At 34.8% G+C, this 20,000-nt stretch carries 21 protein-coding genes; 5 read left to right on the forward strand and 16 right to left on the reverse strand.

Features of this window, described 5'->3' with window-relative positions; genetic code table 11:
• Positions 1–22 precede the first annotated feature (22 nt).
• The 5 genes from AC3WVA_RS23725 to AC3WVA_RS23745 form a co-directional block, all read right to left on the reverse strand.
• Positions 23–250 (reverse strand): coiled-coil domain-containing protein, encoded by a 228-nt coding sequence (locus tag AC3WVA_RS23725; RefSeq protein ID WP_001047523.1) that lies wholly within the window; start codon positions 248–250, stop codon positions 23–25.
• Positions 251–349: 99 nt separating this feature from the next.
• Positions 350–901, reverse strand: a complete 552-nt coding sequence (locus AC3WVA_RS23730) for a GNAT family N-acetyltransferase (RefSeq protein WP_098347479.1) — start codon at positions 899–901, stop codon at positions 350–352.
• Positions 902–1,117: 216 nt separating this feature from the next.
• Positions 1,118–2,017 (reverse strand): iron-hydroxamate ABC transporter substrate-binding protein, encoded by a 900-nt coding sequence (locus AC3WVA_RS23735; protein ID WP_098881544.1) that lies wholly within the window; start codon positions 2,015–2,017, stop codon positions 1,118–1,120.
• Positions 2,018–2,038: 21 nt separating this feature from the next.
• Positions 2,039–3,055 (reverse strand): FecCD family ABC transporter permease, encoded by a 1,017-nt coding sequence (locus AC3WVA_RS23740; protein ID WP_098347477.1) that lies wholly within the window; start codon positions 3,053–3,055, stop codon positions 2,039–2,041.
• A complete protein-coding gene (locus AC3WVA_RS23745; protein WP_048525697.1) occupies positions 3,056–4,090 on the reverse strand; it encodes a FecCD family ABC transporter permease in 1,035 nt (344 codons plus the stop codon).
• 271 nt (positions 4,091–4,361) lie between these two features.
• On the opposite strand from AC3WVA_RS23745, the gene AC3WVA_RS23750 reads away from it, so the two are divergent.
• Positions 4,362–5,126 (forward strand): DUF817 domain-containing protein, encoded by a 765-nt coding sequence (locus tag AC3WVA_RS23750; RefSeq protein ID WP_098347476.1) that lies wholly within the window; start codon positions 4,362–4,364, stop codon positions 5,124–5,126.
• Between the two features lie 103 nt (positions 5,127–5,229).
• Here the strand turns inward: AC3WVA_RS23750 and AC3WVA_RS23755 are convergent, their stop codons facing one another.
• Together AC3WVA_RS23755 and AC3WVA_RS23760 are read right to left on the reverse strand one after the other, a co-directional pair.
• Positions 5,230–6,267 carry a DUF4003 domain-containing protein gene (locus AC3WVA_RS23755; protein WP_142321013.1) on the reverse strand — a complete coding sequence of 346 codons (1,038 nt, stop codon included), beginning with the start codon at positions 6,265–6,267 and terminating at the stop codon, positions 5,230–5,232.
• Positions 6,268–6,521: 254 nt separating this feature from the next.
• A complete protein-coding gene (locus AC3WVA_RS23760; RefSeq protein WP_142321014.1) occupies positions 6,522–6,998 on the reverse strand; it encodes a DinB family protein in 477 nt (158 codons plus the stop codon).
• A gap of 184 nt (positions 6,999–7,182) precedes the next feature.
• Between AC3WVA_RS23760 and AC3WVA_RS23765 the strand changes: the two genes are divergently transcribed.
• On the forward strand, positions 7,183–7,674 hold the full coding sequence (locus tag AC3WVA_RS23765) for a DinB family protein (protein WP_098346069.1): 492 nt from the start codon (positions 7,183–7,185) through the stop codon (positions 7,672–7,674).
• A 97-nt stretch (positions 7,675–7,771) separates the two neighbouring features.
• On the opposite strand, the gene AC3WVA_RS23770 is transcribed toward AC3WVA_RS23765, so the two are convergent.
• The 3 genes from AC3WVA_RS23770 to AC3WVA_RS23780 form a co-directional block, all read right to left on the reverse strand.
• Positions 7,772–8,248 carry a DUF2690 domain-containing protein gene (locus AC3WVA_RS23770; protein ID WP_098346193.1) on the reverse strand — a complete coding sequence of 159 codons (477 nt, stop codon included), beginning with the start codon at positions 8,246–8,248 and terminating at the stop codon, positions 7,772–7,774.
• Between the two features lie 16 nt (positions 8,249–8,264).
• Entirely contained in the window at positions 8,265–8,777 is a 513-nt protein-coding gene (locus tag AC3WVA_RS23775) for a YjfA family protein (RefSeq protein WP_000473746.1), read from the reverse strand.
• Between the two features lie 302 nt (positions 8,778–9,079).
• Entirely contained in the window at positions 9,080–9,973 is an 894-nt protein-coding gene (locus AC3WVA_RS23780; RefSeq protein WP_098346070.1) for a LysR family transcriptional regulator, read from the reverse strand.
• Positions 9,974–10,096: 123 nt separating this feature from the next.
• Here AC3WVA_RS23780 and AC3WVA_RS23785 point away from each other — a divergent pair, with 123 nt between their 5' ends.
• Complete coding sequence (locus tag AC3WVA_RS23785; protein ID WP_098346071.1) at positions 10,097–11,062, forward strand: quinone oxidoreductase family protein; 966 nt, start codon at positions 10,097–10,099, stop codon at positions 11,060–11,062.
• A 110-nt stretch (positions 11,063–11,172) separates the two neighbouring features.
• Here the strand turns inward: AC3WVA_RS23785 and AC3WVA_RS23790 are convergent, their stop codons facing one another.
• The 5 genes from AC3WVA_RS23790 to AC3WVA_RS23810 all read right to left on the reverse strand — a co-directional run bounded on the left by AC3WVA_RS23790 (position 11,173) and on the right by AC3WVA_RS23810 (position 16,223).
• Positions 11,173–11,430 (reverse strand): hypothetical protein, encoded by a 258-nt coding sequence (locus tag AC3WVA_RS23790; protein ID WP_000905655.1) that lies wholly within the window; start codon positions 11,428–11,430, stop codon positions 11,173–11,175.
• 316 nt (positions 11,431–11,746) lie between these two features.
• Positions 11,747–12,457: a histidine phosphatase family protein gene (locus tag AC3WVA_RS23795; protein ID WP_071758659.1), complete on the reverse strand. Its 711-nt coding sequence runs from the start codon at positions 12,455–12,457 to the stop codon at positions 11,747–11,749.
• A gap of 160 nt (positions 12,458–12,617) precedes the next feature.
• A complete protein-coding gene (locus AC3WVA_RS23800; RefSeq protein WP_098346072.1) occupies positions 12,618–13,142 on the reverse strand; it encodes a GNAT family N-acetyltransferase in 525 nt (174 codons plus the stop codon).
• A 6-nt stretch (positions 13,143–13,148) separates the two neighbouring features.
• Positions 13,149–15,050 carry an endonuclease MutS2 gene (locus tag AC3WVA_RS23805; RefSeq protein ID WP_098346073.1) on the reverse strand — a complete coding sequence of 634 codons (1,902 nt, stop codon included), beginning with the start codon at positions 15,048–15,050 and terminating at the stop codon, positions 13,149–13,151.
• Positions 15,051–15,518: 468 nt separating this feature from the next.
• A complete protein-coding gene (locus tag AC3WVA_RS23810) occupies positions 15,519–16,223 on the reverse strand; it encodes a hypothetical protein (protein ID WP_088314048.1) in 705 nt (234 codons plus the stop codon).
• A 378-nt stretch (positions 16,224–16,601) separates the two neighbouring features.
• Here AC3WVA_RS23810 and betA point away from each other — a divergent pair, with 378 nt between their 5' ends.
• Positions 16,602–17,291 (forward strand): collagen-like exosporium glycoprotein BetA, encoded by a 690-nt coding sequence (gene betA, locus AC3WVA_RS23815; protein ID WP_098346074.1) that lies wholly within the window; start codon positions 16,602–16,604, stop codon positions 17,289–17,291.
• Between the two features lie 95 nt (positions 17,292–17,386).
• Here betA and amyS read toward each other — a convergent pair whose 3' ends face one another.
• Positions 17,387–18,928, reverse strand: coding sequence for an alpha-amylase (gene amyS, locus AC3WVA_RS23820; RefSeq protein WP_098881545.1), 1,542 nt, complete (start codon positions 18,926–18,928; stop codon positions 17,387–17,389).
• Between the two features lie 215 nt (positions 18,929–19,143).
• Here amyS and AC3WVA_RS23825 point away from each other — a divergent pair, with 215 nt between their 5' ends.
• Positions 19,144–19,935, forward strand: a complete 792-nt coding sequence (locus tag AC3WVA_RS23825; RefSeq protein WP_048525675.1) for an arylamine N-acetyltransferase family protein — start codon at positions 19,144–19,146, stop codon at positions 19,933–19,935.
• Positions 19,936–20,000 lie beyond the last annotated feature (65 nt).

A 20,000-nucleotide genomic window follows, 5' to 3' on the forward strand; every position in this document is an offset into this window, starting at 1 on the left:
CTATGCTGCAAACCTTTTTTTATCACCAAAATATACCGATAATTGCTAATCCACCTAATATCATACCACCAATTTGTCCAACGATTGCTGGTGATAATTGAACACCTTTTCTTACTTCAACAACCGGTCTTTCATGCCTTAATTGCTGCACTTCACTTTGAAGTTGATGTACACTTCCGTGCAATTCTTTAATTAATTCCTTTAATTCAGCGACCTCTTCATTTACTGGTTTACTTTTTTCTAAATTCATTTTTCATGACTCCTTATAAGTTCAATCAGTACATTGTAAAAATTCGCCAATTATCATTATATCTCCTGCATACTACATATATAATTTTGAATGTACTTTCTAACCTTGCAGCTCAATCCATTCATCCCGCAATATCCCCATAATGATACGATCAAAACACTTCCCATCTCTTTGAACCGCTTCTCTCATACAGCCTTCCATCTGAAAACCCATCTTTTTATACAACTCAATAGCAGCTTTATTATAAGAAATAACATCAAGACCGACGCGGTGTAAATTCAATTCATAAAAAGCATATTTTAAGATAAGATAGATCGCTTCTCTTCCATATCCCTTCCCCCTATCATTCGCATCTCCTATACCAATAGCTAATAAACCCGTTCTGTTATTCCACTCTATGCCATGAATTGCAACAAAACCAATGAAGCGATCATCTTGAACTGTCCTTAACATGAAAGAAACACTATTCGATCTTCGTCCCTTTAATAGCCCATCACTCGCTATTTCCTGTAAAGATTGCGGGAATGCTACATCTGTATCAACATTTCTTAAATACTCACTATCTTCCTGCCACATAGCCATTACTTCAGCATCTGCTTCTCTCATAACTGATAATTTAATCGTTTTATTTTGAAAAAGATTCATTGTCATTTCAAACTCCCCTTTATTAAATAATGGGAATAATTATTCTAGCCTATTTATCCCCTATTTCCATAAACTGCTTTATAAACGGGATACTTACAATAAGTGCTGACATCGGCACATCTACTCTGCATTAAATTAAATTTATTGTATAATTTTTTATTTATTCTAACAATAAAAAAAGACCCTCAAAATTCAGAGGATCTTCCTAACATCGAATCTATATTATTTCGTAAACATTTTCTCCGCTTCATCCATTGCCATTTTGTTACCTAAAGCAGAATAGTCTAGCCATGGTTGGTCATTAATAATGTATATGTGCTTTCCTTTAACAGCTTTTAAGCCTTTCCAAATTGGTGTTTCTTGAAGTTGTTTAAATGCAGCTTTTGCCTTATCGTCTCTATTTACAACAACGAAAATAGCATCTGCATCAAAGTCAGATAATACTTCTTGTGAAATCACTTCGAAAGGACGGTTTCCATCAATTTTCTCTACACCATTTGCAGGTTGTAATCCTAAGTCTTCGAATAAAATTGGTCCCATCGGTCTTTTCGTACTAAATACACGTAATTCTTTTGCAGTAACGCGAATTGCCATTACTTTTTCGTTATTACCTAACTCTTTATCTATTAAACTTTTTACTCGTTTTGCTTGCTCTTCGTAATCTTGAATATATGTATCCGCTTCTTTCTCACGGTTTACAAGTTTACCAACTTGTTTTAAATGATCTCTCCACGTACCCTCATCTAAATTGAAAGAATGTGTTTTTGCAATTTTTTCGTATTTCGCTAAATCTTTGCCAACGTATTTTTCATCCACATAAATTTCAGATGGCTTTAACTGAAGTAACGCTTCCATATTCGGATCTGTTACAACGCCCAGTTTCTTCGTATCTTTCAGTTGCTCTTTTGCATGTGGTAAGAAATCTTTTAAATCTCCACCAATTACAGAACCTACTGGTGTAATTCCTAATGCAAGTAAATTATTCGTTAAGTGAATAGACATAGAGGCGATTTTTGGCTCATTACTTTTTTTCGTTGCCTCTTCATTAGCTTTCGTTTGACCACATGCTGCTAGTACTAAAATACACATGATGCTAAATAAAATAGTAAGTTTCTTTTTCATATGTTCTCCTCTTTGAAGTATTTATTTTGTTTTTGTAAGTAAATAAAGAAAATACGGTGCTCCTAAAGCCGCCACTACTACACCAGCTGGAATAGAATTTGGCTCAAATATAGAACGACCTATCGTATCTGCTAGTACTAAAATAATCATTCCGATAATGCCAGCTAGTGGAAGGAAATGTTGATACGTAGTACCTACTAACTTTCTTGCAATATGCGGAGCAACTAAACCGATAAAACCAATCCCTCCTGCCATCGATACACTCGCGCAAGATAATCCAACCGCTGTAGCTAAAAGGAGTAACCGTTCTTTTTGAACAGAAACACCAAGTCCTGCTGCCACACTATCACCGAGTGACAATGCATTTAACGTTTTAGATTTTAGCCATGCATACGGAGTTAGTATGAAAATCCAAGGTAATAATGCAAGGACATGAATCCAATCCCTTCCCCACACGTTACCAACTAACCATCTGGAAGCGAATGTATATGTCTCATCATTTAACTTGAGCGAGAAAAATAACGAAATCGCACTAAATCCAGCTGAAACAGCAATACCAACGAGAATAAGTCTAATAGGCAGTAAACCTTTTGACCGATCACTCGCAAGTATAATAATTAAAAATGCAGCTAGCACTCCTCCGCCAAATGTAAATAACGGTATTAAAATCGATGCATTCTCATTAATAGAATGAAAGAAAGTAACAAATATAATTAGCCCGAAGGATGCACCTGCATGTAATCCTAAAATACCAGGGTCTGCAAGTGCATTACGTGATAATCCTTGTAAAATCGCACCAGAAATCCCAAGGCCAATACCAGCTAACATGGTGATTATAATTCTTGGCATACGATAATCGTATAGCACTGTTGCGCTCTCAAAATCACCATAACCGAAAAGTGTTTGAATTACTTTAAGTGGCGCTATCCTCAGTGTCCCTGTATTTAAGCTAAGTAAAATGACAGCGATACCAATACAACCGAATATTGTAGTTGCAGTAATGGCTCTTTTTTTATCTGTGGTAATAAGATCCTTCACTTATAGCTCCCTCCCAACTTTACGTGCTATATAGAGGAAGAACGGAACTCCAACAAGAGCTACCATAATTCCTATCGCGAGTTCTTTAGGAGGGTTTACTGTTCTTGCCCCTAAGTCAGCTAAAACTAATAACATAGCTCCTAATAATGCTGACATAGGAATAATGAGTCGATAATTCACACCAACTAATTTTCTAGCAATATGCGGAATAACGAGTCCTACAAATCCGATAGAACCAACAGCTGAAACAGATACACCTGCAAGAATGACTACTATAATCATCCCTAGTATTCTCGTTCGGTTCGTTTTTACTCCTAAATTCGTAGCGACGTCATCCCCCATTGATATGAGTGAAATAGATCGCCCTATCCCTATCGCAAAAAGAATCGTTATAAGAATGATAGGAACTAAAAACTTCAAATGTTCCCACTTAACCCCTGCAACACCACCAGCGTACCAAAACGCTAAATCTTGACTTAAGTCATAATAAATCGCGATACCTGAACTCAACGAATGCAATAACGCGGCCATAACTGCCCCTGCAATCGTTAATCTCATCGGTGTTAATCCGCCTGATGTGGCCGATCCGATAATAAAAATGAGTACTGTACTTAAAACCGCTCCAATAAAAGAGACAATCATTAAATAGGAATATGGCATATGTGGAAAAAAGGCAAAACTAAGTGCTACTACAAACATCGCACCTGCATTTATGCCAAGCACACCTGCATCAGCTAAAGGATTTCGTGTTACTCCTTGCATAACAGCCCCAGCGACCGCAAAAGCCGCTCCTACAACTGCTGCGCCAATTACCCTTGGGAGCCTTAATTCGTAAATGATTTGATGCTGCGTTAATTTCGGATTGTAATCAAAAACCGCTGTCCACACCGTTTGCAAATGAATATCCTTTGCACCAAATGCGACGGCCAAAAATATAGATCCAATTAAACATATAATTGTTAAGCTCATAAAACATATGAACTTAATATGTATCCAGCGGTTATTGCCAGCACGTATAGTAGACTTATGTAACATGTTTCATTTCATCCTTTATATTCAGTTGTTTTTTATAATTATTTTTTATTTATAATTAATATTGATAATAATTATCATTTTCATTTAGATATTATATCCCCACTTTTTTTAAATAGCAAACTATTTTTTACTTTGTTATATATTAAAATACTTATTACAATTCCCCTCTAAAACTTACAAATACATGCAAAATAGACTACTGGTTTATTTTGCAAATTGTAGTATACTTAGTCATTATTTTGAGTTTTCTAACAAAAACAAAGGAGACACAATGTTCTATATAAAACAACTACTACACTTCACTTATGAGCAAGCATTATCCTGTTTATTCCCTGTCGTTATTTTCTTAACACTAGCCCTATCAAAAATCATTTCTATCCCAGGGTTATATCGCTATGATTTCATACTTATCGTATGTCTTCTTATGCAGTTGATTATGTACAAGACTGGACTTGAGACGAAGGACGAACTAAAAGTAATTACTGTTTTTCACTTTATCGGGCTTCTACTAGAAATATATAAAGTACATTTCGGTTCATGGAGTTATCCTGAAGAGGCATATGCGAAGATTTTTGGAGTTCCGCTATACAGCGGTTTTATGTATGCAAGTGTTGCAAGTTACATATGCCAAGCTTGGAGAAGATTGCATTTGCAAATGCATCATTGGCCAAGGGCTATTTTTGCCATACCGCTAGGAGCAATGATTTACTTTAATTTTTTCACACATCATTTTCTATATGACTTTAGATGGGTATTAACTGTCCTTTTATTCATCGTTTTCTTTCGGACATTTGTAGAATTTTCATTACGAGGCGTTACCTATAAAATACCACTTGTTCTCTCCTTTTTCCTTATCGGTTTCTTTATTTGGATTGCAGAGAACATCGCAACATTTTTCGGAGCATGGCAATATCCAAATCAACGGGAAGCGTGGAATCTCGTTCACTTAAGCAAAATTAGCTCATGGTTTTTACTCGTTGTTATTAGCATTATGATTGTTACACAACTCAAACATTTGAAGGAGTCGAAAAAATAATGCTGATTATGTAAAAAAGCCCATCACTCATTAGAGAGTGATGGGCTTTTTTACCGTCCTTATCAAAGGAGTTATAAATTACAAGAGCATAAACAGTTACACATTATGAACTACTAGTAGCTGAAGAGGTTGCTACAGATGAAGCGGCAATCGTTGCCATCATAGCTGCCTGTTGTGCTTGTATAAGGACTTCTATCATAGTTTGTAAACCTGTGCTGGTAGCTTTACTTTCCTCACCTTTCTGACTTACAAACAGTTGTATAGCAATAAGAATATTCGTATCTGTATGCCAACGGAATAATTTCTCCCCCTGCAATTTTTCAATCAATGCTTTAATAGCATGAACCTCTTTTTCTCCATCTTCAAGTAACGCTAGTAGCCCGATTGCTGGATAATGCATCTGTTTCACTTTTACCTTTTCTTCTTTTAACGAATTCCATATTTTTGTACATGTTGCAACTAACATTTCTTCACGAACATCCTTCTTTAGTGAAAGGATATGACTTAAAAACTGAAGATCATTCCCTTTACGCAAACCAGCTTTCGCTAGTTTCTGATACAGACGTTCTACACGGTCCATAAGTGTTTCTACATTCTCTGATTGTCCTGCTAGTAAAACTGCAAGTGGATAATCATTTGTACTTGTAAGAAAAAGGTGATCCTCTTTCATACGTTTATATACTTGCATCGAACGCTGAATGTGCGTGCCATGCTGTTCATTTTCTTCTGTTAAAAGCACAGATGCTGCGAGATAAGTAAATATACTTCGACTAAAACCACCAGCAACCAATTGTTCATATAAATCTAAAAAATTTCGAAAAGCTTTCTTATAATCTGTAAAGTGAATATGTAAAGTTGCGGCCACCACAAAGCGATGATAAGACTTTAAGTATGAAAACATCCCTACTTGATTCTTAATATAACTACTAATCTCTAAAAAACGTCCGATATCAAACAATTTATCACTACCTGTATACATAGCAGCAATCATCATTCCAGTTCGAGAATCACTCGTTTTCCATTTTAGTTCTTCCTTTAACTGTGCATATGTATGTGTGTATTGCTCCAACTTTTGTTCTAATGTAATCATAATATTCACCCCTATTTCTAGTTCTTCTCTACTATTATACTTATATTTCATATAGATTTCGCAACCTTATTTCTGTATTTTCTTCAATATTTTTCTATTATGTAAAACAAAAAGTAATAACTATTCTTACTATGGTAAGCTCTCATAATCCTTCAACAACAAAAAGGATAGATAATAAATTATCTATCCTTTTTGTTTATATATTATTTCACATTACACCTATATTTTGAAAAATAAGGTTGTAACTACTTACACCTCAATTTTAACAAAAAATCTGTACTTTCGTTTTTTAAATACAATTAGAACTAAAGAGCTTTAATAATACGCTCCATTGCCTTCATTTGTCCAATATGATCCGCTTCATGATAAAGCATCATACCGTATAGCTCCCCTACTGTTTCCAATCCTAGGAATGGCTCTGGAAGTTTATTTTCAAATGCTTCTGCTGGAATTTCGTTAATACGTTTCGCTTGTTCTTTTAATTGAGCGGCTAACACTTCCAATGACGGCCCCTCTGTTTTCCATTTAGATGGTCTTGATCCATATCCAAACATACCTGGATATTCAGTTGGTAATTGTTTAAATTCTTTTCCAAACATGAAAACTTCTGCTGCCGTTAATACATGACCGATATGCCAGCGAATTGTATTGTTAAACCCCTCTGGCTGCGTATCTACAGTTTTATCGTCTAGCTTCTCCATAAATTTAAGCAATTCCCCACGCGTTATTTCAAATTGTTTTAAGCCAACTAGTCTATTCATTTGATCGTGCTCCTTCTTCATGTACCATTTATTATGAACTAAGAATGTTCAACTCATTAAAGTTTTACCTTGTTTAATCTATCAGAAACAATGAAGAAATACATCTAATATGCCTAGTACAAATAATAAAAAGGTTCACCTCTCGTACATATAGAATTATTTACTACACAGTTAGTTTAGTAAATAATAGAGGAGTGTCAATTTCATGTTACATATTTTAAAACAACAATATAATCTTATTAGCTCTACAAGAGAAACTCTATTTTCATTTTTGGAAGAACTCCCGCTAGAAAAATTACATAGCACTGTTCCGAACTTCGGGAGCGGTAGCATTATAAAGACGCATATTCATGTAGCCGATTGCTATCGATACTGGCTTGGATCATTCGCATTTAAGCAAAAGCGAGCAAATTTTTCATTCGCTAGTGATGATGAAATTGAGCATGCAAATGTCGCGAAAGTCCGTGCTAGATTTAAGTTAGTAGATGAGACTGTACAACGTTTTTTAGATGAATACAATGACCGTTGGCTCGAAAATATAGCAAATGAAGTGAAATGGCAAAAAGAGCCTTGGAGTACAACACCGCTATGGCTTTTAACTCATACAGAGACACATGAATTTCATCATAAAGGACAAATTGTATCGATGGCTCGTCACCTTGGATATACTCCTCCTGATACAGATCTTATTAGTTGATTACCTAAAAACTTAGAATGAATACAGATCGAGCATGCTTTGAAAACCACTCAAAACATGCTCTTTAAATATGCTATCTTAATTTTTTATAATATGATCAATACCAAATAGTCTCCGCATAATTATATGCATCACTATTTGGAATAGCATGTTTCCCTTGCGCCTGTGCCTTTCTTGGATCTAAATCATATACCATTGGCGTATAACATGATGTTTGCCCTTTATTCACAACACCATTTCCTCCAGTACTTCCGCAAGTATATGCCTTTCCATCTGTTTTTCTTACAATTCTTGCATCAGCTTCGTTATTATAAATTGCTGCACGAGTTACTGTAACTTTTGCCCATGCTGTCTTACACGTTGTGCTAAATTTTAATTCCACATAAGAATTGGAATCAATCCACTTCTTTTCTTTCGTTACTGCTGATTGGTCACAGCTATTGTAATACGGACTTTTCCCATCATACGAATGATTTTCTGCATATGCTTTATCATTATTCGTCGTACTAAACACACTAATTAAAACGAGCAATGATAGACAGAAACATGCGCTTAGCTTTTTTAAAAGTTTCAAAGTATTCCACTCCTTTTTAATAGCGTCCTGTTTTTCCATAACCGTTATTAAACGTAACCGCCTCAGCATCTGCTGTGTATCCGAAATCAGCAGTTAAATCAAATACCATTCCTGTATACGTGCTCGTTTGACCTGTTTTTATTGTACCGTTTCCCTGATTAGAAGTGACTGATTTTTGAAATACACCATTTTTGTATTTATTCACAACAGCGTACGCATACACTCCTCCAGACACAGCTGGTGCTGGTTGATCTAAAACAAACTTAGCCCAAGCTGCATGACATTTATTGCTGTAACGTAAATACACTGTCCCTACTTTTTTACTCCCTTCGTACACAGCTGTAGACTTTGCATTAAATCCATCTGCATCACACGTTGTACTACCTCCGTATACTTTCGTTGTTGCTGGATTTTTCCCGTCATAGTAACTACTTAAATCAGTAGCAGCAAATGTACTTCCTTGGAAACTAAATAATAGCCCTACACTCGCTACACTTAATACACATACTTTCATTAACTTTTTAAACATTTTCAATTTCCTCCCTCAAAATAAGTACGTATAATAAAGACAATCTATCCCCTATGTACGCCCCTCCTTTCATGCTTCCTAGAGGCATCTTACAGAAACGACTAAACGTTGTAAATTTCCTTATGATTATTGGAATATACGAAGAAATTTACGTATCCGTCTAAGAAAAAAAGTTGAGAAATACACATGTTTTAGCATTCTTTATTTAAAACATAAAAGAACCGATACTCGTTTCATGCAAGTATCGGTTCTTTATACAAAATTGCCATTTTTTCTATTGTATAAAATAAATATTTCTCCACTTAATCCGTTGTAAAAAACTCTCTCGTTACATCAATAAATTGCTGCAGTGGCAATGTCATCCATTTATCTTTATGCCAAGCAATTTGTGTATAAATCGGTGAGATTGCACTTTCTACATGTAACTCTTCTATCGTCCCTTCTCGTATATCTTTTTCTACTACTATCGCTGGTAAAACAGCTATTCCTAAATCTGCAATAACACATTGTTTAATTGCCTCTACACTAACGAACTCAATTTTATTTGCTGGATACACATCTTCTGTACGAAGTAGCTCTTCAAATAAAGTCCGGTACGAGCACCCTAACTCTGTTAGCAACAACGTCTCACTTTCTAAATCTTTTGTAGAAATGGAAGCTTTCTCGAGTAAATGATGCCCTGAAGCAGCTACTATTTTTAATTCTTCTTTCATAAGCGGCTCCACATATAAAGTATCTTCTGTTTTACATTCGTCCAAAATAAATGCAAGATCGACTTTTCCCTCCATCAATTGTTCCTTCGCATCTTTATTGGAATGCGCTGGTTTAAATATAAGCTTTATTTGAGGAAATTGTGCTTTAAACCTCTTTAATATAGAAGGAAGTCTATATGTACATTGGCTTTCTTGCGCACCGATTATTAACGTACCTGCTATTTCTTCATCATCTTTCACAGCCATTTTCGCTTCGTTACTGAGTGCAATCATCTTGTCGGCATATAGTTGAAACTTCCTACCTGCTTCAGTTAAGAAAAGGCGTTTTCCTAATCTTTCAAATAACGGCGTACCTAGCTCAGCTTCTAACGTTTTAATTTGCGCTGTTACGCTCGATTGAGCAAAGTTTAATTTCTTCGCAGTTTGTGTAAAGTTCAAAGTGTCCGCGGCTATTTTAAATGTAATTAATTGTTTTATCTCCATTTATCATCCCTCTTTTCAATCGTAATTTCCGATTGATTTCATCGAAATAATCCTCTTTGTCTATTGATATTTGTATTGTATGATAAAGAGCATCGACAAACAATAAAAATGGAGGTATTCCATATGAAAGCACTTTGTTTCGAACAGTTCGGAAATCCGGATGTACTACAATATAAAAAACTAAATGATCCAATCATAAATCCAAATGAAATTCTTGTCCGCACGAAAGCAATCGGTTTAAATTTCGCCGATATTTATAGACGCCGCGGTGATTATCATCTCGCTGGTACCCCGCCCTTTATATTAGGTTATGAAGGGGCTGGCATTGTTGAAAAAGTAGGAGCTGACGTTACGAATATTAATCCTGGAGATCGTATTGCATTTGCTGATGTCCCATTTGCAAATGCAGAGCTAGTTGCTGTTCCGTCTGAGAAAGCAATTAAGCTTTTAGATTCTATCTCTTTTGAAACAGCCGCTTCTGTCTTATTGCAAGGTCTAACCGCACATTATTTAACGAAAGATAGCTATGAAATAAAACAAGGTGATATAGCTTTAGTACACGCTGCAGCTGGTGGTGTTGGGCAACTTCTTATTCAAATAATTAAACTACTAGGCGGAAAAGTAATCGGCCTAACGTCATCCAAAGAAAAAGCAAAGATAGCTACATTAGCTGGTGCTGATCACGTTTTTTTATATACGGAAGCATGGCATACAAAAGTAGTTGAAATAACAAATGGTGATGGAGTAAATGTTGTATATGAATCAGTAGGTTCTACATTAGAGGAGAGTTTTAATGCTACTAAAACTGGCGGTACTGTCGTATTTTACGGAATGGCCGGCGGTAATCCTGCGCCAGTTGATCCACGTATGCTTATGGATACTTCGAAAACTTTAACTGGCGGAGACCTTTGGAACGTGCTTACATCTTATGAAGAGAGAATAGAACGCTCCTCTCAATTATTCGAATGGATTGCGACCGAAAAATTAAAGATCGCAAGTTCTACTACATTCTCTTTACAAGATGGTGCCCGTGCTCATGAATTATTAGAGAGCCGAAAAAGCACAGGGAAGATTTTATTGATCCCATAATCGTTCCAATAAAAAAAGGAAGCTAGAATGTATTTCTTTGCTTCCTTTTTTAACGTTATTTATGTTCAATCTCGCTTCTTTTCAATTACCCTGTTATTTATATTTTTTCTCTACGCTTCTCTTTCTAGGCCCCTCATTTTTAAGTTTATATAATAAATGAATCTAAATATTAAAGGAAAGAACAAACCTCCTGATATCAACGATCCAATAAATACAGTATCAATAAAAGAAAGAATCCCAAATAATAGCATTCCAAAAAAATAAAATACAACTGCACTCCAATAAATAAAACGTGGAAACTTAGTTTGGAACGAATCACCTTTTTCACACGGTTTTCCAAATAACAAATGAACGAATTTAATCAACATAATCACTTCTCCATATAATTGTTAATATTCTTTTCTTCTTAGAATTGAACATAAATCACATACCATGTACCACCCATATTCACACATTCCTTACTTTGTTTTATTTCTCGTATACTTACTTTAGATTCCGAGATGAAATGTAAGGCTAATGTCCCTCCAATACACTGCAAACTAATTTGTTGTTCCTACTCTCTAATTATACCATTACAATAATTTTCATAGTTCATTTTTAACAGAATATTCCGATTCGAATTAATAAATGATATATTAAAAAATAAAAAGGAAGCTAGATTTCTCTACCTTCCTTTTCTTATTTTTATATTTCCACACTTTCTTTTCCTTTTGCAACGTAGCTCATATCTCCAACCGACTCGACTGTGTATGTTCCATTTTGATATATAATCTTCGTCACACTAGCATTTTCTACTCCAAGTTTTGTTTGGCTACTGTCTAACATTTCGATTAATGTAGTAATTAAAAGCCCATGAACGACAACTAAAACGTTGCCGCCTCCATTTGCAGCAGATTCTTCACTAATTTTATCAATCTCTGCTTTTATACGAGTAGAAAATAATTCCCAATCTTCCGCCTGTTTTGTAGGGTCCGCTGCTCTAATAAGATTAATCACTTCTTGAATAGAAAACTTCATAAGTTCTTCTGGTGATGCAACGCCCGCAGCTTTTCCAACCACATCCCACATATTTTCAAGTTTTTCACCTTCAAAAATACCAAAATTTAATTCTCGTAAATTTTTTCTTTTCTCAAGTTTTAACTTTGTTTGCTCACTATATTTTAATACTAAATTAGCAGTTTCAATCGCTCGGCCACTATCACTACTATACGCATTCGCAAAATGAACATCTTTTAATCCCGTTCCTAAATTAGAGGCAACTTCCACACCTATTTCTACTAACGGAGAGTCTGCCCACCCTTGCGCACGATGATTCGTATTTAATATTGTTTTACCGTGTCTCGTAACATATAACGTAACTACATTCTCATTGCTATCTGTTTCTCGCTTCTTCATTCAATTCTCTCCCTTTACATTTCTATATCAATTTTACCACCTTAATTATTCATTGAGCAAAATATACGTAAGTACATTTGTTTAATAAAAAAGCTATCTTTCTGTATATCCCTACAAAAAGATAGCATCTTTTATGATTACATTTTTTTAACCGATACTCCTACTCAGCAAATGCACTCGAATATTGTACAATTCCTTCTACATCTTGCAGAGCGTTCTCACTTAGCTCAATCACCATAAACACTTCATCTGGCACTTCAAATGGTGCTTTTATATTCCACTCACTTGCTTTCTTAAAACCAAATTTCGGATAGTACTCTGGATGTCCTAATACTACAACTGATCCGTATCCAAGTTCTTTCGCTTTTTCTAACGCAGCTACAATAAGCTTCCCGCCGATTCCTTTTTTCTGATGACCCCTAGCAACTGAAACCGGTGCAAGTGCTAACGATTCTACAAAAGTTGCACCTTGTTCTATCGTAATTTTAGATAACATAATGTGACCGACTATTTCTTCGTCTACTGCAACGATTGATAATTCAGGAATAAACGCGTCACATTCTCTAATACGACTCACAAGTTCATGTTCTGTTTTATCACTAAATTCTTCATGTAAAAATGCTTGTTGTACAACTTCTTCTGTTTTTCTATAATCGTTTTTTTGCTCTTGTCTAATCGTTACCATCCTATATTATCCTCTATTCTTTCTTATTTCTTTTTGGATTTTACGAAGCGCTTTTTTCGATCCGCGCTCAATATCATGCTGCATTTTTCTTTCTTTATAATCGACAAATAGTGTATTTAAATCGTATCCCTCTGGGTATAATTCCTTCGCTGCTACCTCTAACGTAATACGTTTTATATTTACTTCAACAAATTCACCGTTATAATATACAACGACGTTATAGAAATTATCTATTTCCTTATAGATAATACCAAAATCATCATAATCTAATAAATTTACACGATCGCCAATTTTGTACTCGTAATGGTTTTCTCTTTTTTCCTGCACAAATTTTGGTTTTCTAATTTTACTTTCATTCAGTTTTTCTAAAGCATATTCTTTATTTTCCATATACGCTTTCGCTCTTTGCAGTACACGCTCTCTTACGTTCATTTTATTCGCAATCCAAAGTGCATTACTTTCACCTGATTTACCGATTACTAATTTATAAAGTGGTTCTAGTGTCTCACTATTAAATTGCATTGCTGCGTTCATAAAATCATCATGCATTTCTGAGAATCGTTTAATTTCACCGTAATGCGTACTCGCCACTGTAATACATCCCGCCAGATAAAGCTCCTCTAAAATAGAAATTGCAAGTGCTGCCCCTTCGTTCGGTTCGGTCCCGCTTCCTATTTCATCAAATAGTAGCAACGTATTATTATTTGACATCCTCATAATTTCAGATAGATTTTTCATATGAGATGAAAATGTACTTAGTGCGTTTTCGATACTTTGATTATCTCCAATATCTACAAATACATTTTCAAAAATAGCAATTTCTGTTTCTTTATCTCCAGCAATGTGCAAGCCTGACATTGTCGCTAATGTTAACAATCCAATTGTTTTTAACACGATTGTTTTCCCGCCTGCATTTGGTCCTGTAATAATTAAACTACGGTAATTTTGACCGATTTCAAAGTTTAACGGTACTACTTTTCCACTTAAAAGCGGATGCTTACAATTTACTAAACGAATGTAGCCGTGATCATTTAACTTCGGCTCTATTCCATCGATTGATTTACTAAACTTCGCTTTCGCAAATACCATATCATATTGGCTAATCAATTCCATGTTAATTTTTATATGATAAATATTTTCTACTACCATGCCTGATAAAGTCGCTAAAATTTGATACTCTTCCATCGCTTCTTCTGCTTTCAAACTTGCGAGTTCCGCATTTAACTTTGTAACCGTATGTGGTTCTATAAATACAGTAGAACCTTTAGCGGACGCTTCAACTATACTTCCCGCAACTTGATTTTTATAAGAAGATTTAATTGGAATCGTATACCTATCATCCTTCTTACTAATAAAGAATTCTTGAATATACTTCTTATTTGCACTACTATTTAAAAACTTCGTTAAACGCTCTTTTATTTTTCCATCTACAGAATCGATGTTATTTCGAATTCGTTTTAACTCTTTACTAGCGGCAGAATCAATGCTATTGCCTTTTATTGAAAAATTAATTTCCTCTTCAATACTTTTAAATTCAGTCATTGAATTTGCATAAGAAGCTAATATTGGCGCAAAAAATTCTTTATCTAACATAAACTTTTTAATCTTCCTACAGCCACGTAAAAAATCTGAAACACTTACTAACTCTTCAGGATCTAAAATCATCCCTTTTTCTAATTTTTGAATCGTACTTGCGATATTTGAAATACCGAAAAAAGGAACATGCCCTTCTGCATCTAATATAGCTCGTGCTTCCGTCGTTTCATTTAATCGATTCCTTACTACTTTTATACTTGTACTCGGCTCTAATTTATTTATTAATTCTTTTCCTAATCCACTTACACAATAAGATTTCACTATATCCTTTAATTCGTTATATTGTAACTTTTCAAAAGTCATCGTATTCATTTTGTTTCTCCTCACTATGATTGATTTCTATCATAAATGAAGATACCTACTCATTAGATTCCAATGAGCCCTACATTATTCAATTACCATTTTTATACATTAAAAATATATACAAAAAAGCTGCGGGGGATACCGCAGCTTTTACATTTACAAGGCATGAGTAATAACATATGAGGAAATAAGCCATAAAAACGGATGGCAATCCCCTTATTACAAGCTTTATAAAGTATTGTAGGTATCTTCATAGGTATTGAAATAAATCCATGACAAAATTAGGGGTATGGTATACATAAAAATCCCCTGTTCTTATCCGATTTATTTCATTAAATTTTTCCTATTTAGTACCTACCGCACTCACAAAAAGCACCTCTCATTAATTTATATTATAGTCATTGAAATCTAATTTACTGAAATCATCATACTATATGTTTCGTGAGAAGTAAAGGTGTCAGACTATTCCCTTGCAGATTATAAAGCTTTCATATAATCCACCTTTTTCTCAAGTGTCTTTTTTGCCTCTTCAGCCGTTACTATATAATCTACCGCAATATGTAGTAATACATCTTTATTATCATTTGGCAACTGAATCGTTATATCATCCACACTACTCTTACTATTTTCAATTGTTTTATTGAATTCTTTTATACTTCTTGCAACCTCCGCTAATGTTTCCATATGTACAGGATTGTTTACATCTAAAATAGTATTACTTCTAAAAACTGCCGTAACATAATGCTTCGGATGTTTCTTCGCTATTCTTTTCTCTGCATCCTTATCGAAAACAATATGCCCCGTCTGCATTTGCTCGAAAGTAAACAGAGTATTATTTCCTTTTTCTTCATAATATGTATTGAATCTTTCTCGTAAATCATTCGCTCCTTTTTTTATTTTATAGTTATCATTATTTACCTTTGGAGAACTTCGTCCATCAAAGGATATTTGAAATTGCAAATGCGGTTCATCTACTTGCTGTACATAAGCTGTTCGTGTGTCTGGACCTAAAAAATCCTTACCTAGGTCGGGTATTTCAATTCGATCTAGTTTTACAGAAATACCATACTCCGATTTTGTATAACTTTGTGCTCTTCGTTCAATTTCTTCATCCGATATATCACATGATGTTAATAGTAGTAAACTAAACATGATGCTATATTTCATTATTGTTCTTTTCATATTGCCTCTCCTTTTGCTAATACTGCCTATACAGAAATGTCCTTATCGATTTTAAATTACGATTTATATAAAGAACTTCTTCTCATAAACGAAAGTGTAAAAACACCCACACGATGTAAATTTACAATTATAGTGTAATTTTACACTATAATTATTTTATCGTAAAGCAAATATAATATTTACGAAAATCACGTCAAAAACATACTAATATTTAGTTCTATAGCAATTACAATACTGTTTTTTTATTGTATCGAACTTTAAAGTAATAACTTTAATTTCATTGCAAAAAATTAAATACGCGCCTCCGCTACTGCGAATGTCATTTACTTTCCCTAATACATTTAATAATTATGACAAGCAATCATAGGAGGTTACTATATGAACGAACAATATATTATTTTACATGGACCTGCTCTTGAACCAGGTTTAATTGGCCCCACACTACCACCAATTCCACCATTTGCATTCCCTACCGGACCTACTGGAATAACTGGTCCTACCGGTGCGACAGGTTTTACTGGAATTGGAATAACTGGTTCTACTGGGGTTACAGGGCCTACTGGAATTGGAATAACTGGTCCCACTGGAGTTACAGGACCTACCGGAAGTGGAATAACTGGTCCTACTGGGGGTACAGGACCTACCGGCGCAACTGGTTTAGGAATTCTTCCCGTATTTGGAACAATCACTTCTGAAGTAGGAATCGGTTTTTCAGCAATAGTTAATACAAATGTTAATTTTACAATTCCAGGACCTGCTAGTGGAACTACTCTAAATCCATTAAATAATTCTGTTACAATTGATACCACTGGCGTGTACTCTGTATCCTTTTCAATTGTATTTGTAATACAAGCTATATCGTCTAGTATATTAAATCTTACAATAAACGATTCTATTCAATTCGCAATTGAAACACGAGTTAGTGGTGGTCCTGGGGTAAGAGCTACATCCGCCAGAACTGATTTATTACCTTTAACCCAAGGAGACGTTCTTCGAGTACGCATAAGAGAAGCCACGGGTGATATTATTTATTCCAACGCATCTCTCGTTGTTTTAAAAGTCGACTAATTCATTTAGGAAAATAAAAATTTAGGAATGATAACAATATAAAAAAGAAGAGGAAGACTTATATTTCAGTCTTCCTCTTCTTTTTTATCACCAATTCACTGCTGAACATATATGGAAACTGATCCTCCACTTACATGGAACTGCCCCCATCCATCCTTATTAATTGTTACAGTATTTGTTTGATTACCCGTCATATCGTGCCATACTTCCCCTGCATTATTCTTTCCAACATCCATCCACTTTGATCCTCCCGGTCCATCAGAGATTAATGTCGCTAAACCAGAATTAGCATGTACACTATCACCTTCTCTTGTCCATCCAATTACATCTGGATGGTCTAAATAATCACGCTGCGTACCATATGCAAAGTTTTTTCGTGCCGTCAAAATCGGATCAATTTTATCTTTTAACGCTGGAATTTCATAACTACTATTTCCGTTTGTCCCATAGTAATCACCATAGAAAACTGAAGGATAGCCCTCTGCACGAGTTAAAATAAATGCATATGCCAACGGTTTAAACCACGGACTTACTACAGATTCCAATGATTGTCCAGGCTGAGAATCATGATTCTCAACGAGAGTAACTGCAAGTGCGGGATAATTTTGCATTACTGTTCCATTTAAAATATTTCTCATATCATAATTCCCATTTCCTTTTGAAGCATAATGAAAATTGTAATGCAGTGGTGCATCAAATACAGATTGATTATAATTGACTTTCGCTAAATAATTATTTAAAGTCCCGATATCATTTTGCCAATATTCAGCCACCGTAAACATTTCTTTTCCTGTTTGCTGTCTGACATGATTTACCCAATCGCGTAAATATTCATGATCAATATGTTTAACAGCATCTAAACGAAAGCCATCTAAATTTAATTCATTCGCATACCACGTTCCCCAATTTTTCATCTCATTCGCAACATCTGGATGATCAAAATCAAGATCTGCATACATCAAATAATCATAATTTCCATTCTCGCTAGACACTTCCCAGTCCCATGCTTTACCTATCCCCCTAAATTTATAAATTCGATTTAATTTCCTTCCTTCATCCCAATCCGTTCCGTCAAAATGATACCATTTCCATTTGAAATTAGAATAAGCATCTCCACGCCCTGGAAAGTTAAACCCTGTCCATGCATTAATTTCATAATCACCTGATACCTCAATATTTCGATTGTTACGGTCTACCTCAACAGCTGTTACAGTTTCAGTATAATCTGCTCCACCTTTATGATTCATAACTACATCGCCATATACATCGATGTTTTGCTTATGTAAAGCTTCAATTGCAGATTTCAACTGTGCTTTTGTCCCATATTTCGTCCGCACCGTTCCTTTTTGATTGAATTCTCCTAAATCATATAAATCATACGCTCCATATCCTACGTCATTTTGCGTAGTTCCTTTATATGCAGGCGGTATCCAGACAGATGTAATTCCTTTCTGAGCTAAATTTCCAGCATCCGAATGCAAACGATTCCAATGATTCCCATCATTCGGAGCATACCACTCAAAATACTGCATTAACGTTCCATTGTTAACCGTATCTGCATACACTTTACTCCCTCCATATATACTAGTTAAAAACAAAACAACCGACAAACCGACTACTATTATTCTTTTCAACATATTTACACCATCCCCTTTCAAGAAAGCGTTTGCATAGTTTATCGGAATTATTATAATATTCGTGCTACAATTAGTAAAGTAGCAATCTCTCACTCTCCCACATTATTTTTTAGTCTAACTTCACATATTTAACAAATACTTCAAAGTAGTTTTATTTCACATCTTATTCAAGATTGTTTACAATTTATCTATAAAAGCATGATGGAGGGATTTCTATGACCGACTTTCAAAAACAATTTTTTTCAAGATTACATATAGAAGAAAAACCCAAAGTTTCATTTGAAGATTTACCTAACATTATGTACGCGATGGCACAAACTGTCCCTTTTGAAAACTTAAATATACTCGAAAACAACTTTACAGAAATATCAAAAGAAAATCTAAAAGAAAAAATTTTAGCAAACAACCGTGGCGGTCTTTGTTATGAACTTAATCCTACTATGTACTACTTCCTTAAAGACGCTGGATTTGATGTTCATCTCGTTTCAGGAACAGTGTTCAATGCAGCAAATTCTACATGGGCTGTTGATTCTGGACACATCGCAACTGTTTTAACACATCATAATGAACTTTATTTAATTGAAGTAGGATTCGGATCATACTTACCTCTTGCTCCTGTCCCTTTCTCAGGTGAAGTCATTCACTCTGTTACAGGAGATTATCGTATTCGTAAAGAAATGACCGAAAAGGGAAACTACATGTTAGAAATGCGTAAAAACAATGAGTTTTTAGATCAATCTTCTGCTGATGATTGGACGTTAGGCTATGCATTTTATATAGAAGAAGTGAATGAAGAAAAAGCAAATGCAGCACAAAAAATTATCGTTGAACATGAAGGCTCACCATTTAACAAAGTACCTCTTATTGTAAAACTAACTGAAGATGGGCATGCATCTTTAACAAAGGATAGTCTCACAATAGCGAAAAACGGTAAAAAAACGAAAGAAAACGTTACAAATGGGCAATATAAAAACCTTTTACATTCAAAATTCGGAATTACATTATAATTTTTCAAGCCTTGCCATTTTAGCAAGGCTTTTCATTTTCCAGCAGGGATTTTTTGCAATTTGTT

Source organism: Bacillus sp. EB106-04-02-XG92 (assembly GCF_058791995.1).

Coding starts and splice junctions, on each gene's coding strand:
- AC3WVA_RS23725 (WP_001047523.1), bottom strand. CDS start 250: ATGAATTTAGAAAAAAGTAAACCAGTAAATGAAGAGGTCGCTGAATTA.
- AC3WVA_RS23730 (WP_098347479.1), bottom strand. CDS start 901: ATGACAATGAATCTTTTTCAAAATAAAACGATTAAATTATCAGTTATG.
- AC3WVA_RS23735 (WP_098881544.1), bottom strand. CDS start 2,017: ATGAAAAAGAAACTTACTATTTTATTTAGCATCATGTGTATTTTAGTA.
- AC3WVA_RS23745 (WP_048525697.1), bottom strand. CDS start 4,090: ATGTTACATAAGTCTACTATACGTGCTGGCAATAACCGCTGGATACAT.
- AC3WVA_RS23750 (WP_098347476.1), top strand. CDS start 4,362: ATGTTCTATATAAAACAACTACTACACTTCACTTATGAGCAAGCATTA.
- AC3WVA_RS23755 (WP_142321013.1), bottom strand. CDS start 6,267: ATGAAATATAAGTATAATAGTAGAGAAGAACTAGAAATAGGGGTGAAT.
- AC3WVA_RS23760 (WP_142321014.1), bottom strand. CDS start 6,998: ATGAAGAAGGAGCACGATCAAATGAATAGACTAGTTGGCTTAAAACAA.
- AC3WVA_RS23765 (WP_098346069.1), top strand. CDS start 7,183: ATGTTACATATTTTAAAACAACAATATAATCTTATTAGCTCTACAAGA.
- AC3WVA_RS23775 (WP_000473746.1), bottom strand. CDS start 8,777: ATGTTTAAAAAGTTAATGAAAGTATGTGTATTAAGTGTAGCGAGTGTA.
- AC3WVA_RS23780 (WP_098346070.1), bottom strand. CDS start 9,973: ATGGAGATAAAACAATTAATTACATTTAAAATAGCCGCGGACACTTTG.
- AC3WVA_RS23785 (WP_098346071.1), top strand. CDS start 10,097: ATGAAAGCACTTTGTTTCGAACAGTTCGGAAATCCGGATGTACTACAA.
- AC3WVA_RS23790 (WP_000905655.1), bottom strand. CDS start 11,430: ATGTTGATTAAATTCGTTCATTTGTTATTTGGAAAACCGTGTGAAAAA.
- AC3WVA_RS23795 (WP_071758659.1), bottom strand. CDS start 12,457: ATGAAGAAGCGAGAAACAGATAGCAATGAGAATGTAGTTACGTTATAT.
- AC3WVA_RS23800 (WP_098346072.1), bottom strand. CDS start 13,142: ATGGTAACGATTAGACAAGAGCAAAAAAACGATTATAGAAAAACAGAA.
- AC3WVA_RS23805 (WP_098346073.1), bottom strand. CDS start 15,050: ATGAATACGATGACTTTTGAAAAGTTACAATATAACGAATTAAAGGAT.
- AC3WVA_RS23810 (WP_088314048.1), bottom strand. CDS start 16,223: ATGAAAAGAACAATAATGAAATATAGCATCATGTTTAGTTTACTACTA.
- betA (WP_098346074.1), top strand. CDS start 16,602: ATGAACGAACAATATATTATTTTACATGGACCTGCTCTTGAACCAGGT.
- amyS (WP_098881545.1), bottom strand. CDS start 18,928: ATGTTGAAAAGAATAATAGTAGTCGGTTTGTCGGTTGTTTTGTTTTTA.
- AC3WVA_RS23825 (WP_048525675.1), top strand. CDS start 19,144: ATGACCGACTTTCAAAAACAATTTTTTTCAAGATTACATATAGAAGAA.